Origin of the sequence: Nocardia sp. NPDC002869 (assembly GCF_046764065.1) — a bacterium.
Lineage (GTDB): Bacteria > Actinomycetota > Actinomycetes > Mycobacteriales > Mycobacteriaceae > Nocardia > Nocardia rhamnosiphila.
Window position 1 is genome coordinate 1 of sequence record NZ_JBKOOL010000142.1, and the last position, 14,964, is coordinate 14,964.

Sequence of the window (14,964 nt, forward strand, 5' to 3'; positions counted from 1 at the left end):
ATCACCCCCCTCTATACAACCCTCTCACCCCCCCCCCCCCTCTGCCGATGGCCCCCCGCCGCCCGCCGGGGGGCGGCGGCCGCATCGGGTGGGATATCGGCGATGAACGCGCCCATCGCCGATTCGGAACCGGCCAGGTACTTGATCTTGTCCGCACCGCGCCGGATCGAGGTCAGCTGGAGATGCAGACGGACTGTCTCGCGGCCGGTGTGGACGGGCGCCTGATGCCACGCGGCGATATAGGGCGTCGGATCCTCGTAGAGGGCGTCGATCCCGCGTAGCAGCCGCAGGTACAGGGTGGCGAGTTCGTCCCGCTCCGCCTCGCCAGTGGCCGCGAAGTCCGGGATGTGCCGGTGGCGGGAGCAGATGTACCTCGATCGGCCACCGGGCCGCGAACGGGACGAACGCCGTCCACCGCTCCCCGGCCAGGACGACGCGTCCACCCGCGCGTTCACCGTCCAGGATGCGCTGGAACAGGTCCGGTCCGAGTCGTCGCACGGAATCGAGTACCCGGGCTGTCCGCGGCGTGACATAGGGATAGGCGTAGATCTGGCCGTGGGGATGCGGCAGGGTGACGCCGATGGCTTCGCCGCGGTTCTCGAACGGGAACACCTGCTCGACCCCGGGCAACGCGGACAGTTCGGCGGTGCGATCGGCCCAGGCCTCGATCACTGTGCGGGCCCGGCCGGGGGTGAGATCGCCGAAGGACCCCTCGGGCGCCGGGCTGAAGCACACGACTTCGCAGCGTCCGACCGCCACACGTTCCCGGTCGAACCCGAGGGCGGCCATATCGTCGGGTCCGGCCGGGACCGGCGGAGAACCGGCCGGCTCGTTCGCCGGCGCGGGGCCGAAGGACGGGGATCGGTTCTCGAAGACCGCGACGTCGTACTGATCGGGTATCTCCGACGGGTTGCCCGGGGTCTGCGGAGCGAGCGGGTCACGATCGGCCGGCGGTAGCACCACCCGGCTCTGCCGCGCCGCGGCGATGGAGATCCATTCGCCGGTGAGGACATCCTGGCGCATCACCGCGGTCGGCGGTCTGGGTTCCAGCCGGCGCGTGTCGATACGGCGTTCGGGCCCGAGGCGGGTATCGGCGTCGTCGTAGTAGATGAGATCCCGGCCGTCGGCCAGTTTCGCGGTGCGCTTCACGATGCGGCTGGGCACCGGTTCACGATAACGAGCCGCGCGCACCGGCCGGCCGGCCGTGGTAGCGGCGGGTCGGGCACGGTGGCACGGCGCAGTGGGCAGAGGTTCACCGGCGGATCGACTCCGAGACCGGGCCCGTGCGGAGGGGCGCGGCGCCGACCGGCACGGGTTCCTCGGCGTCCCGGTGGTGCTCACCGCGCACGGCCGGGACCGTCGCGCCCGGCGGGCCACCGAACTGGCGCAGCGTGCGCATATCCGCCCCGGCATCGAACAGCGCGTCCACTCCGCCGAATCGGCGGGTCGCCTGCTCGAACAGACCGGCGACCGATACCGGATCGGCCAGGTCGAAGGCCACCGCGAGGGCGACACCCCCGGCCGCGGCGATCTTCTCGGAGGTGCCCGCGGCATCGGTTTTGCGGAGGTCGCCGACGACGACACGCCAACCCTGAGCACCGAGCCGGACGGCCGTCGCGGCGCCGAGCCCGGTGGCACCACCGGCCACCACAGCTACTTTTCCATCCGGCGCGGGTGCGCCCATATCCGCGTTCTCACTTCCCGATCCTCGGGAGAATATCATTCTCCATTACAAGAATGACAATACCCCACGGGCGGGACCTGGCGAGGGATACGGCAGTATGGGTGCTGTGGACCAATCGGCGGTATCGGTGGATGTCGTGGCGTTGCGGTTCTGGGCCGACGACGCCGCGGCCACCTTCGGAATTGCGGCACGCCCGCACGAGCCCTTCACCGGGCACGTCGCGTTACCCGGTGTCCTGCTGGGGCGCGGCGAACGCCTCGCCGAGGCGGCGCACCGGGCCGTGCACACCAAACTCGGTGTACCCGACGGCGCCATCGGCCCGGTCGGTCAGCTGGTCACCTTCGACGAGCCCACTCGCGATCCCCGCGGCCCCACGCTGTCGATCGTCATGTGGGCGGTGACCGCACAGCACGACGGCCCCGGGCAGTGGGCCTCGTTCGACGACGCCCCGGCACTGGCCTTCGATCACGACAGCATTGTGGCCGCGGCGCGCGGCCTGCTGTCGGGCCTGCTCTGGAAAGATCTGTCGCTGACCCGGGCCCTGTTGGGCGACGAGTTCCCGGCAACCCGTGCGGTCGACCTCACGACCTCCCTGCTCGGCGCCCGGCCCGATGCGGCGAACCTCAACCGCACGCTCGCCGGGATACCGGGGCTGCACAAGACCGACGAGCGCCGCCGTACCAAGGCCACTGGCCGGCCGGCCGCCGTCTGGTCCTTCACCGCCGACCGATAGCCGGCCGCCGCCCCGGTATTTCCGGTGCGCACGGCGTACGGAGCCGACACACTGTGCCCATGACCTCTTTCGACACCGCCGAGATCACCCGGCGGCTCCGTGCTGCCGGCTGCGTGTTCGCGGAGGAGGAAGCGCGGTTACTGAGCGAAGCCGCGACTTCGGACGAGGAACTGGCGGCCCTGCTGACCCGCCGGATCGCAGGCACTCCGCTGGAGCATCTGCTCGGCTGGGTACAGTTCCGCGGCCTCCGGATCGGCGTCCGGGACGGAGTGTTCGTCCCGCGGCAACGCTCGGCCCTGCTCGTGGACGAGGCACTGACGCTGGCCGCGGACCACCCGGTACGCACGGTGGTCGACCTGTGCTGCGGCTCGGGAGCCCTGGGCCTGGCCCTGCGCACCGCACTCGGCCCGCAGCCGGTGGAATTGGTGGCCGCCGATATCGACCCCGTGGCGGTGGCCTGCGCCCGCGACAATCTCGCTGCCGTCGGCGGCCGGGTACACCAGGGCGATCTCTTCGACGCACTACCGGAAGAACTGCGCGGCCGGATCGATATCCTGCTCGCCAACACCCCGTATGTCCCGTCCGGCCAGATCGCGCGGCTGCCACCGGAGGCCCGCGAACACGAACCCCAGGTGGCCCTCGACGGCGGGCCCGACGGTCTGACGCTGGCCCGGCGCACCGCGGCGGCGGCGGCCGGATGGCTGGCACCGGGCGGGTCTCTGCTGATCGAGATAGGTATCGATCAGGTGCCGGCCGCCACGGATCTCCTCACCGCCGGTGGGCTCACCGCCCGGATCGTGCGCTCGCCGGACCTCGACGCCACGGTGGCCGTGGGCCGGCGTCCGGCGGCTACTTGCGGCCGGTGAACTCGTCCATCGAGTGGTAGACGCCGACGGTGTTCAGGAACAGATCCCGCAGTTTGAGCGGCAGCACACCGGACAGCGCCTTGTTCAGGCGCGAGGTCCACGGCAGGATCACCAGCGGCGTGCCCTTCTTCATCTCGGTCCAGGACTTGTCGACGACCTTGTGCCGGTCCAGGATCGGGGTGAGCCAGAACCCCGTGGCGCCCTCGAACATTCCGGTATCGATATAGGTCGGGCATACAGTGGTGACCTTGACATGGTCGTGACCGGCCTGTTCGAGTTCGATGCGCACCGAATCCGACCAGCCCAGCGCCGCCCATTTCGATGCCGCGTACACACTCATCCGGGGGTTGTGCACCAGCCCGGCCGAGGAGGCGATGGTGAGTACCCGGGCCTCGGTGGTCCCGGCGACCATCGCCGGCAGGAATTCCAGGGTCACATACATCGGCGCCAGCGAATTGATCGCCATGGTCTTGTCGATATCGTTGCGGTCCTTCGTTTCCCAGAAGTAGGTGTTTCCGCGGACGATCCCGGCATTGTTCACCAGGACATCGATATCACCGGCATCGGCCCGCGCCGCGGCGGCGGCCGTGGCGACCGCGTCGCTGTCGGAGACGTCGACCGGGTAGGTGTGCACGGTGCCACCGGCCGCGGTCAGTTCGGCGGCGGTCTCGCGCAGCGCGGTGTCGTTGATATCCCAGAGCACCACGGCGGCGGCACCCTCGCGCACCGCCCGGGCGGCGAAGAGTTTGCCCAGACCCATGGCGGCCCCGGTGATCAGCACCTTCTTACCGGCCACCGTATCCAGTTTCATCGCTTTCGGATCCTTGTCGTCGCAGTGAGCCGAGGAAGTGGCCTACTTCTGGCGCAGCGTCTTCATGACCCGTAAGTAGAGTGTCATGGTCTTCGCCCACATCGCCTCCGACATCCCCGGCAACGGCGCGATCGGCAGCATCCGCTGCACCGCGATGGTCTGCGTGTCGACGTACTTCAGCAGCCCCTCCGGGCCGTGTCGCCGGCCGGTTCCGGAGATGCCCATCCCGCCCGACGGCGCGTCGGCACTACCCCACGCGGCGATGAAACCCTCGTTCACGTTCACCGAGCCCGCGTTGATCCGCGCGGCGAATTCCCGGCCCCGGGCTGCGCTGCGGGTCCAGACACTGGCATTGAGCCCGTAGGGGGTGTCGTTGGCCTGGGTCACGGCCTCGTCGTCGGTGGCCACCTTGTAGATCGAGACGACCGGACCGAAGGTCTCCTCGCGGTAGACCGTCATCTCGGCGGTGACATCGGTGAGCACGGTGGGTTCGTAGAAGTACGGGCCCAGGTCGGGACGGTGGACGCCGCCGGCGAGCACCGTCGCGCCCTTGGCGACGGCGTCGTCGACGTGGGCACGGACCGTATCGAGTTGCCGTGGGAAGGTCAGCGACCCCATATCGGTGGAGTAGTCCAGCGGCGAGCCCAGCTTCAACGCCTTGACCGCCGTGACGAATTCGTCCACGAAGCGATCGTGGACGGCCTCGTGGACATAAATGCGTTCCATGGATTCGCAGAGCTGACCGGCGGAGGCGAAACTGGCCCGGACCGCGGTGCGGGCGGCCGCGACGGGGTCGGCATCCGACAGCACCAGCAGCGGGTTCTTGCCACCCAGCTCGAGCGAGCAGCCGATGAGACGTTCACCGGCCTGGCGGCCGATGGTACGGCCGGTGGCGCTGGAACCGGTGTAGTCGACGTAGTCGGCCCGGTCGATCACCTCACCGCCGATCACCGAGCCGCGGCCCAGCACGATCTGCCAGAGGTCTTCCGGGAGCCCGGCGCGGACCGCCGCGTCCACCGCCCACAGCGCGGTGAGCGCGGTCTGGTTGTCCGGGCGGCCGACCACCGCGTTTCCCGCGACCAGGGCGGGTAGCGCGTCGGAGACGGCCAGCGCGAGAGGGTAGTTCCACGGCGAGATCACCGCGACCACGCCCTTGGCCCGCTGATGCACCTGCACATCGGTGAGTACCGGCAGCACGCCGCGCGGATTGCGGCGCGCGAGCAGTTTGGGCGCGGTGGCGGCGTAGTACCGGGAGTTGACGGCGACATCGCCGACCTCGTCGAAGGCGTGCGCCCGGGACTTGCCGGTCTCGGTCTGGACGATATCGAGGATGGTGTCCTGTTCGGCCAGCACCAGGTCGTGGAAACGCCGCAGTACCGCGGCCCGCTCACGGACCGGGACCTGCGCCCACCGCCGCTGCGCGGTACGCGCGCGGTCGAACGCGGCCTCGATATCGGCGACCGAGGACTGCGGCAGTTCGGCGATCCGCTCCCCCGTGGCCGGCGCGTGCACCGTGACGGCCGGGGCGCCGCCGGCCGCGGCCCGCGCGAGCAGCGGTTTCACCAGATCCGGGGTCAGTACGCCGGTGGCGGTGGGACGCTGGGCGGTCGTCATGGTCGGCGTTCTCCTGGGCGTTCGCGCGCCGCGGCCGCAGAACCACAGCGGAATGATTAATTGAACAGCGGTGTTAGGGTAATCCTCGTGCCGTACGCCGTGTCAAGGGCTCCGTTCCGTGCAACAGTCCGGAACCACCGGAAGCTGTGGGATTTCACAGACCCGGCGGCGGCCGCGTCGTGAGCGCCTCGAACACCGACCGGACACCGCGGCGCGGCCGGCCACCGCAGACGCCGGAACAGGCCGATCAGGTGCGCGCCCGGATCGTGCGGGCCACCGCCGAGGTGTTCACCCGCAACGGCTCCCGGGGGTCGAGCGTCGCGCAGATCATCGAGCAGGCGGGATTGTCGCGCCCGACCTTCTACCGCTATTTCGCCAACGCCACCGAACCGCTCAACGCGGTCCTCGATATCTCCAACGCCGAACTCGTCGGCGGGATAGCGGCCGCCCTCGAGGCGTCCGGTGAGGGAGTGGATCTCGGGATCCGGCTCATCGACGCCTACCTCGACTGGGCGCGCGGGCACGGGCCCATGCTGCGGCCGCTGTTCGCCGAACTCCACGACCCGGGGTCACCGGTGTCGGAGTACCGCAACAACGCGCTGGACGGGATCCGCGCCATCGTCCGCACCAAGTTCACCGAACTGGGCCGCCCGGTTCCCGCGCCCCTCGATCTCGACGCGGCGCTGCATGTGTGCGAATACGTGGTCTACCGGATATCGGCCGCCGCCGAACCGGGCAGCGAACCCGACCCGGACACCGTGGCCGCGGCGCGGCCGACCATGATCCGCGTGGTACTCGCCACCCTCGGCAACACCGGCGATCTGCACTACGCGATGAGCCTGCCCGGAATCTTCCCCGCCGCCCCGGGCGACACCCCCGGCAGCTGACCGCGACACCGGCACACCGAGCCCCGCCACGCGGCAACGCGACCGGCCCGGCGAAGTCAGAGTTCCGGGCCGGGCACCGCGCTCACGTCGTCCGGACCGAGGCCGCTGGCGCGCAGGACATGTCGGTCGATCGCCGAGCGAATGGCCTCCTCGGTACCCAGAATGCGTACGTGCCGGCGGGCGCGGGTGATCGCGGTATAGAGGAGTTCGCGGGTGAGCAGACTGGAACCCGGTTCCGGCAGGACGATGGTCACCGCGTCGTATTGGCTGCCCTGACTGCGATGGATGGTCATGGCGAAGACCGTGACGACGGCGGGGAACTGGGTGGGATGGACCAGGAACGGCTGGTCCCCGCGCTGCAACGCCACCCGCAGCGACCCGTCCGGACGGCACACCACCACTCCGGTGTCGCCGTTGTAGATCCGGGCCTCGTGGTCGTTGGCCGTCACCAGCAGGGGCTGGCCCGGATACCAGGTGCCGTACCGGTTCTCGGGGCCCGAACCCGCCGCCGCGGCCCATTCGGCGGCGGTGCGGTCCCACTGTTCGACTCCGTACGGACCGCGGCGGTGGGCGCACAGCAGCCGATGCGATTCGAAGGCGGCGAGCGCGGCCGCCGCGTCACCGGCGCGGGCGGCGGTGGCGACCCGCTGCGCGGTGGTGACGACATCTGCTCGGACGGCAGCGATCTCGTCCGGACCGGCCAGTTCGAGCATATCGCCGCCGGCCCGCAGCAATTCCAGCGCGGACTCGGTATCGCCGGCCCGGACGGCGACGGCGAGATCGGCGATCCGGCCGCCGAACCGGCGGCCCCGGGTCAACCGGATGATGCCGCCGCGCAAGCGGTCCCGTTCCGTTTCGGTGAGCGCCTCGGCATCGGGCGGGTCGGCGTCCGTGGTCCCGGCCGCCCGGGCCGCCGCGAGTTCGCCGCCGAGCACCTCCTCGAACGACGGGTCGGCGGTCCCGGGAAACGGAGCGGCCACCATATCGGCGAGCACCGCGCCCGCGTCCACCGAGGCGAGCTGATCCGGGTCGCCCGCAAACACGAGCCGGGTATCGGGACGCAGCGCCGCGAGCAGCCTGCTCATCATGGTCAGCGAAACCATGGACGTCTCGTCCACGACCACCACGTCGTAGGGCAGCCGATTGTGTTCGTGATACCGGAACCGGGTGGTACGGCCGCGTTGCCAGCCGAGCAGCCGGTGCAGGGTGGCGGCGGACAGCTCCGGCAGACCCAGGGCGAGCGCCTGGTCCCGGACGGCCTCCTGCAGCCGGGCGGCCGCCTTCCCGGTGGGCGCGGCCAGCGCGATCCGCGGCGGCGCGGCGCCCGCGGGACCGGCGGCGTACTGTGCGACGAGCAACGCAAGGATCCGGGCGATGGTGTGCGTCTTGCCCGTACCGGGCCCACCGGCGACGACCGTGGTCCAGTGGGTGGCGGCGAGTGCGGCGGCGATGCGCTGCCGGTCCACGGCACCGGCCGGTGGGCCGAACAACCGGTCCAGTTCGCGGCGCACCACCGCGGGGTCGGTGCTCGGATGGTCGGCGGCGCGGGCGGTGAGCACCCGGCGGATCATCTGCTCCTGCTGGTAGTACCGATCCAGGTAGAGCAGCGGGCCCATACCCGCACGGGACGGATCGGTGAGCCGCAGCGGACGCAGCGGCCCGGCCGGACCGCCCAGCACCAGCGGGCTCTCCCGTAATGCCTCGACAACTCGTGCCTCGTCGGGCCACGGCAGGTCCGCGGGCGCGACCGGCAGCTCCGCCCGTTCCTCGTCGGCGTCCACACCGATATCCCGCATCCGGGTGAGGTCCAGGCACACCGACCCCGACCGCACGGCGCGCACCGCCAGCGCGGCGGCGAACAGGACCAGTTCCCGGTCTTCCCCGCCGAACCGGCCCAGCCGTTCGGCCACGTGCACATCGGCCGCCGAGAGCACCCCGGCCTCGTTGAACTCGCGCAGGATCCCGGTCCCCCGCTGCGCCACCCGGATGGGGATCACGCCGCACCTCCGGCGAGCAGGTCCGACAGGGCGACGATCAGGCCGGGCGGCGGTGTCCAGTCGAAAACTCCGGCACCCTCGGGGGTCTCGGGCCCGACCATGCCGCGCACGAAGAGATAGCGGGTACCGCCGAGGTGAACCGCGGGATCGTAACCGGACAGCCGCCAGCGCAGGTACCGGTGCAGCGCGACCGAGTACAGCAGCGCCTGCAGCGGATAGTGGGAGCGGACCATCTCCGCCGCCATCCGGTCGCGGGTGTAATGAGCGACGGTGAGGTCGCCGGTGCCCAGCCGGTTCGTCTTGTAGTCGACGATGACGTAACGCTGGTCCGGGGTGCGCAGCACCGCGTCGATACTGCCGGTGAGATATCCGCGTAACGGTACGTCCTCGAGGGTGTCGAGTTCGTCGGCGTAGGCGTGGAAATCGTCGCCGGGGTCCAGGTGTGCGCGCACGGTGGCGGCAAGGCGGCCCAGCGTGGCGGCCGCACCGGACGGGAGGTCACCGCCGGCGAGCGGCAGTTCGAATTCGAGCTCGCACAGTCGGTCCCGGCCGGGGATATCGGCGAGGGCGCCGAAACCGATCGGGGTGCGCAGGACCTCCACCAGGGCCGTGGTCAGCAGTTCCGGATCGGCGGTGGAGAGCATTTCACCGATCGCTTCGGCGCACCGCGCGCGTACCTCGGCGACCAGATCCGGGGCCTCGGTGTCGACATGCTCGAGCACTCCGTGCACCAGGGTGCCGAATTCGGCGCCGTAGGGCAGTTCGTTCATGAGCGAGGGTGCGCCGGGGCCGGGTTCGGGTGCCGCCGGCGGGGCCGGAGCCTCGGGTTCGTCGCCGAGACCAGGGGCATCCACCGGTTCGGACTCCGGGACCGGCGGATGGGCGGCGGCGGTGAGTGCCGAATACGAGGTGCGCCGCCAGTGCTCGTCGATCTCCCGGTCGAAAGCGGCGACGGCCACCGCACCGGACAGGGTATCGGCCGGCGGCCGATAGGCCGGTGGGTCGGCGGCCGGGTCGGCGGCGGTCACCGAGATCGACTCACCCGCCCCGGCCGCCCAGGCCCGGAGCCGGTCGACCACCGCGGCGTCCTCGGCGACCGCGGCCCGCGCACTCGGCTGCGCCGCCCCGGGCGCCCGGCCGAACAGCAACCGGTGCAGCGGTGCGGCCGCGGTGCCGAACGAGGGCGCCCACCAGGCGACCACCTGGCAGCACGCCCTGGTCAGGGCCACATAGCACAGGCGCAGTTCCTCACCCGCGGATTCACTGTCGGCACGTTCCTTGCGGGCCGCGTACCCGGGGGCGTCCGGCCCACCGATATCCAGCACCCGCGCGCCGTCCTCGTGCATCAGCAGGGTGGCGGGCTTGGGGTCGGCGGAACTGTCCCAGGCGAAAGGCAGATACACGACCGGGAATTCGAGCCCCTTGCTGGCATGGACGGTCGCGATCTGCACGGCCGCGATATCCCGGTCGAGCCGGCGGCTGCGGCCCGGAACCGAGCCCGACGCGGGATCACGGACCCGGTCGGCCAGCCATCGGGTGAGCGCGGTGAGACCGAGGGCCTCGGTCACCGAGATCTCGTCGAGCAGCTGGGCGAGATGCCGGATATCGGTGAGCCGGCGTTCGCCGTGTTCGACAGCGAGCAACCGCGGCGCCAGCCGGGTCCCGGTGGCCAGTTCGTCGAACACGGCGGCGAAACCGGCCCGGGCGAACAGCCGGGCCGCGTCCCGCAGCTCGGCACTGACCCGGCCCACCAGGTCCGCTCCCCCGGTGTCGATCTCGGCGGCGGTGTGCCCGAACAGCGGGGTGAGCGCGGCCAGCCGGACCCGGTCCGCGCGATGCGGCTGTTCCAGCGCGCGCAACACCCACAGCCAGTCGGTGGCACTGCGGGTCGCGAAAATACTGCTACCACCGGCCAGGACCACCGGAACCCCGGCACGTTCCAGCGCGCCCCGCACGACCTCGAGCTGCGTATGGGTGCGCACCAGCACCGCGATATCCCCGGGGCCCACCGCCCGTTCCCGGGTGGCGCCGGCCGGGTCGTCCGAGGCCGCCCGCCCCACCCGGGTGCCCGGCGAATCCGTGACGACCGTCCCGGATTCGAGAAGGGCGACGATATCGGCCGCCACATCGGCCGCGACCCGGGCCCGCTGCCGGTGGATGTTCGGGAACCCGGAAGCGCCGCGCGGGCCCGCGCCGGTCCGCGGCAGGCATCGCAGTCGCAGGGCGGTGGTCAACTCGGCGGGACCGCGCAACCGGCTCCACGGCTGGGTGGGTGCGACGGCGGGCACCACGATCTCGTCGTGGCCCAATGCCGCGCCGCCCAGCAGATGTTCGAGCGCGACGAGCAGCCCCGCGTCGCTGCGCCGGTTGGTGGTGAGCTCGCGGCGCGCGGTGGCATGGCCGACCGCATCCAGATAGCTCAGCACCTCGGCGCCCCGGAACGCGTAGATCGCCTGTTTCGGGTCGCCCACCAGGACCAGCGGGTTGTGGCCGTGGAAGGCCCGGCGCAGGATCTCCCACTGCAGCGGATCGGTGTCCTGGAATTCGTCGACGAGCACCACGTGGTAGCGGTCCCGGATACGCCGGCACGCGGCCGGACCGCGCGCCGGGTCGGCGAGGATATCGCGCAGCAACACCAGCAGATCGTCGAAGTCCCGCAACCCTGCCAGTCGTTTCCGGCGTTCGGTTTCGGCACGGACCGCGGCCGCGAAGGCGACCCGCTGCGCCGACGCCTCGTCGGTATCGGGCGCGAGCCGGGCCTGCCGGTCGCGCACCGCCGCGAGCGCGAACCGCTGAGCCTGTTTCACCGAGAACGGCGCCGCGGTCCGCGCGAAGCGGCCCAGGTACAGATCGTCGACGACGGTGCGGATGAGGTCGTCGGCCTCCTCCACCAGGCGCGCACCCGGCTCGAGATCCCCGGCCAGGCCGAGTTCGGCCAGCATGCGCTGGCAGAAGCTGTGGGTCGTGGCGATGACCCCGGCATCGAAATCCGAGAGCGCGGCGCGCAGCCGGGTCCGGCGCGCGGAAACCTCCTCGGGCTCCGCATCGGCCAGATACCGGATCAATTCATCGGAGGCGGTCCGGGCCGCTTCGGGGTCGGCGAGCGCGGCGGCGACGGCGACGAACCGGTCGCGGGTGCGCATCCGCAGTTCCTGGGTCGCCGCGCGGCTGAAGGTGACCAGAAGCAGCCGGGAGATGTCCACACCGGCCTCGGCGACATAGCGGACGGCGAGCCCGACGATGGCGTAGGTCTTGCCGGTACCGGCACTCGCCTCGAGGACGGTGGTGCCGTGCGGCAGCGGGCCGCAGAGCTCGAACGCATTGCCCGGCTCGGCCGGCGGGGCGGGCGCGGTCGTGGTCACAGCTGCTCGCTTTCACGGCTCCGGGCGGCTCCGGCGGTCACGGCGCCCCCTGCTGTTCGGCGCGCAGCAGCGGCACCCACAGGCGGCGGGCGATCGACCCGAAACGAGTGTTCTCGATCGGTTCCCCGGCCGGTGCGGGGGCGGTGGTGAGGTCGCGCAGGTCGGGTGCCGGACCCCAGACGTACCGCATATTCCGGTCGGTGTGCTCGGCGAAATCCCTGGTCTTGTCCCCGCCGCCGAACTCGCGGTCGGCGGCGGCGATCGCCTCCTCCGGCGGCAGCCGCCGGTACCGCGCCTCGGCGTAGGCCGCGGTGGTGGCCGTGGAGATGGGCAGCGGTTCGGTGAGACCGGCATCGCGCAGCGCGACCAGGGTGCGCAGCATCATCGTCGCCTCGGCCGCACCGGGCGCGGTGAGTTCGGCCCGCCAGGCCGGAGTCGGGAAGCGGCCCCGGCCGGTGACCGCCGCCCGCCACGACCGTTCGTCGGTGACCGCCAGCGCCAGCAGCGACACCCACGCCGCGAGCCGGTGTTTGGGCGCGACCCGCGAATAGGTGGTGCGCACCAGCAGTTCTCCGCGCACCTCGGCGACCGTGCCGGTGAGGCGGCGCCCGTCGCCCAGATCGAACGAGATATCGATATCGCGCGGCGGTTGGGTGTAATCGGGAGCGGCGGCCCGGACCAGGGTTTCGACGGTGCGTTCCACCTCGTTCAGTACGGCGCGGCCGAGTTCGGCGGGCGGCAGGATCCCGCGCCGCCATTCCGCGGCCCGCAGTTCGGCCGGGTCGGCGCCGGCCAGGCGCGCGGCGAGCATCCGCTCACCCAGCGCCCAGGTCTCCAGTCCGCCGAACTCGATGGGCAGCCGGTCGGCGATATCGTCGTCCTGGTCGGGGACCCGCACTCCGAGCCGCTGCCACAGGAAACCGCGCACGGGATGTTCCAGGAACGAGATCAGTTCCGCCAGTCCGATCTCGGTGGTCTCGGTAGCGGGCAGGGTACGGGTGAGCAGTTCCGGTGGCGGGGTGGGTGCCGCACCCGCCGCCCGGGCGCCCGCGAAGGCGACACTGTCGAAACTGAACGGCCGCCCGGCGGCGAAATTGCGCGGATCATGGGCCTGCAGCGGATGACGGGTGAGCACCTCGGCCATTCCGGCGGCACCGACGTGGGCACGCAGCGCATCGAGGAGTTCGGCGACCGGCACGGCGGGCGGCCGGTAGGCGCCGGTGACGGGATCCGCCCCGGTGTGCACGACCACCAGGGTGTCGCGGGCGGCGGTGATCGCGTCCAGCAGCAGCTGCCGGTCTTCGGAGCGCGGATCGCGTTCGCCCAGTAGCGGTTGGCGGGCCGGGACCTCGTCACCGTCGATGCCCGCACCGCGCGGGAAGATCTCGTCGTCCACGCCCAGCAGCACCACCACCCGGTGCGGCACCGATCGCATCGGGGAGAGTCCGCACACGGTGAGCTCACCGGTGCGGAAGTTCGACCGGGTCGGGGCGGCGGCGAGGCGCTCCTGCAACAGACCGGTGAGATCGGCCAGCCGCAGCTCGACAGCACCGGCGTGGGCGGTGGCGGCCGTCAGCTCCCGGCGCGCCTCGGTACGGATCCACGCCTGCGACTCCGGCACATCGGTCAGCAGATCCAGGGCCCGGTCCAGCACCGCGGTCCACCGCGCCGCCGGTCCGGGCCCCTGCAGATCCCGCAGCACCGAGGCCAGCCGGTCGACGTATTCGGCGAACCGGCCGGCCAGATCGATATCGTTGCTGTCCACATCGTCGAGCGGCAGCACCCGGTCCAGCCAGCTCCCGGAGGTCTCGTCCGCAGTGACCCCGAGCAGGATCCGGTCCACGGCCGCGTTCACCGTGTTCTGCTCGAAATCACCGAGGCCGAAGGCCTGCCGCTGTCGCCGGCCGATGCCCCACCGCGCGCCGGCCTCGACCGCCCATTCCCGCAACCGCTCGATATCGTCGTCGTCGAAACCGCAGGCGCGGCGCACCGGTTCGTCGGCGGCCAGGTCCAGCACCTCGGTGACGGTGACCCGGCTGCGGGCCAGTTCCAGCAGTGTCGCCACCACGCCGAGCAGCGGGTTGGTGACCGCCCGGCCGCGATCGGCGAGGCGCACCCGCAACCGATGGCCCGGATGTCCGGAGCCGGCACGGGTTTCCGTGCCGGCCGGACCGGGATGCCCGAACGCGGCGCGCAGCAGCGGGGCGAATGTCTCGACCTCCGGGCACATGATCAGCACATCGCGGGGTTCGAGCGTCGGATCGGCGGCGAAGAGGCCGAGCAGGCACTCCCGGAGTACTTCCACCTGCCGGACCGGGCCGTGGCACGCGTGCACCTGCACGCTGCCGTCCGCCCCGGAGGTTCCGGGACCGGGCGGCCAGCGGTCGTCACGGAGGTGCCGCTGAACCTGTTCGAGCAGGGTCGCGGGCGGCTCGTCCCGGCCGGCGGCGTCGTCCGCGTGCGCTGCCGGGGCACCGGCTCGGACCTGCGCGCCCGCCGGATATCGCATGTCGGTGGCGGCCGTGGGCAGGCGCAGCTGGAGTTCCCGGAGGTCCCGGCTCAGGCCCGCAAGCAGCGGGTGCCGGACCCGGGTGACCGAATCGTCGCGCGCCCGTTGCGGTGGTGGATCCGTGCCGGCCAGCGCGTCCCACATGGCCGGGCTGGGATGCGCCAGCCACAGATGTAACTCGCGGTGCTCGGCCACGGCGGTGAGCACCGCCAGGTGCGCGGCGGGCAGCCGGGGCGCGCCGAAGACCGATAGACGCGGCGGGAGATCCACCGCCCCCGGATCGGCTCGCAGTCGCGCGCAGGTGGTGTGCAGCCGTTCGGCGGGATCGGGCGCGCCGACCGCCTCGCGCAGCCGCCGCCACAGGGCCGGCTGCCAGCTCAGGTCGTCGGGCAGGGGCCGGCCGGTGCCGTCGGTATCGTCGCCGCGCGACCATTCGGTGATCAGGGTCGGTCGCTGGACGGTGTAGCTCTCGAACAGCGCGGCCAGCCGGGCGGCCGTCGC

The 14,964-nt window shown here is 71.7% G+C and carries 9 protein-coding genes and 1 pseudogene; 3 read left to right on the forward strand and 7 right to left on the reverse strand.

Annotation, left to right across the window (positions count from 1 at the left end):
* Positions 1-11 precede the first annotated feature (11 nt).
* Both ACLML9_RS22180 and ACLML9_RS22185 read right to left on the reverse strand, forming a co-directional pair.
* Positions 12-1,149: pseudogene (locus tag ACLML9_RS22180) on the reverse strand (galactose-1-phosphate uridylyltransferase).
* 103 nt (positions 1,150-1,252) lie between these two features.
* Positions 1,253-1,684: an SDR family NAD(P)-dependent oxidoreductase gene (locus ACLML9_RS22185; protein ID WP_411947327.1), complete on the reverse strand. Its 432-nt coding sequence runs from the start codon at positions 1,682-1,684 to the stop codon at positions 1,253-1,255.
* A gap of 106 nt (positions 1,685-1,790) precedes the next feature.
* Here ACLML9_RS22185 and ACLML9_RS22190 point away from each other — a divergent pair, with 106 nt between their 5' ends.
* Both ACLML9_RS22190 and ACLML9_RS22195 read left to right on the forward strand, forming a co-directional pair.
* Entirely contained in the window at positions 1,791-2,417 is a 627-nt protein-coding gene (locus ACLML9_RS22190) for an NUDIX hydrolase (RefSeq protein WP_411947335.1), read from the forward strand.
* A 59-nt stretch (positions 2,418-2,476) separates the two neighbouring features.
* Positions 2,477-3,283, forward strand: coding sequence for a putative protein N(5)-glutamine methyltransferase (locus ACLML9_RS22195; protein WP_411947328.1), 807 nt, complete (start codon positions 2,477-2,479; stop codon positions 3,281-3,283).
* On the opposite strand, the gene ACLML9_RS22200 is transcribed toward ACLML9_RS22195, so the two are convergent.
* Positions 3,267-4,094 carry an SDR family NAD(P)-dependent oxidoreductase gene (locus ACLML9_RS22200; RefSeq protein WP_411947329.1) on the reverse strand — a complete coding sequence of 276 codons (828 nt, stop codon included), beginning with the start codon at positions 4,092-4,094 and terminating at the stop codon, positions 3,267-3,269. The two genes, ACLML9_RS22195 and ACLML9_RS22200, sit on opposite strands and share 17 nt — an antisense overlap.
* A 42-nt stretch (positions 4,095-4,136) precedes the next feature.
* Positions 4,137-5,708, reverse strand: coding sequence for a succinic semialdehyde dehydrogenase (locus ACLML9_RS22205; RefSeq protein ID WP_411947330.1), 1,572 nt, complete (start codon positions 5,706-5,708; stop codon positions 4,137-4,139).
* Between the two features lie 179 nt (positions 5,709-5,887).
* On the opposite strand from ACLML9_RS22205, the gene ACLML9_RS22210 reads away from it, so the two are divergent.
* Positions 5,888-6,595, forward strand: coding sequence for a TetR/AcrR family transcriptional regulator (locus ACLML9_RS22210; RefSeq protein WP_411947331.1), 708 nt, complete (start codon positions 5,888-5,890; stop codon positions 6,593-6,595).
* A gap of 56 nt (positions 6,596-6,651) precedes the next feature.
* On the opposite strand, the gene recD is transcribed toward ACLML9_RS22210, so the two are convergent.
* From recD to recC, 3 genes are all read right to left on the reverse strand, one after another.
* Entirely contained in the window at positions 6,652-8,592 is a 1,941-nt protein-coding gene (recD, locus tag ACLML9_RS22215) for an exodeoxyribonuclease V subunit alpha (RefSeq protein WP_411947332.1), read from the reverse strand.
* Positions 8,589-11,954: a UvrD-helicase domain-containing protein gene (locus ACLML9_RS22220; protein ID WP_411947333.1), complete on the reverse strand. Its 3,366-nt coding sequence runs from the start codon at positions 11,952-11,954 to the stop codon at positions 8,589-8,591. The genes recD and ACLML9_RS22220 overlap by 4 nt, the downstream gene beginning before the upstream one ends.
* A gap of 37 nt (positions 11,955-11,991) precedes the next feature.
* Positions 11,992-14,964 (reverse strand): exodeoxyribonuclease V subunit gamma (gene recC, locus ACLML9_RS22225; RefSeq protein WP_411947334.1); only part of this gene is annotated, 2,973 nt, incomplete at its 5' end.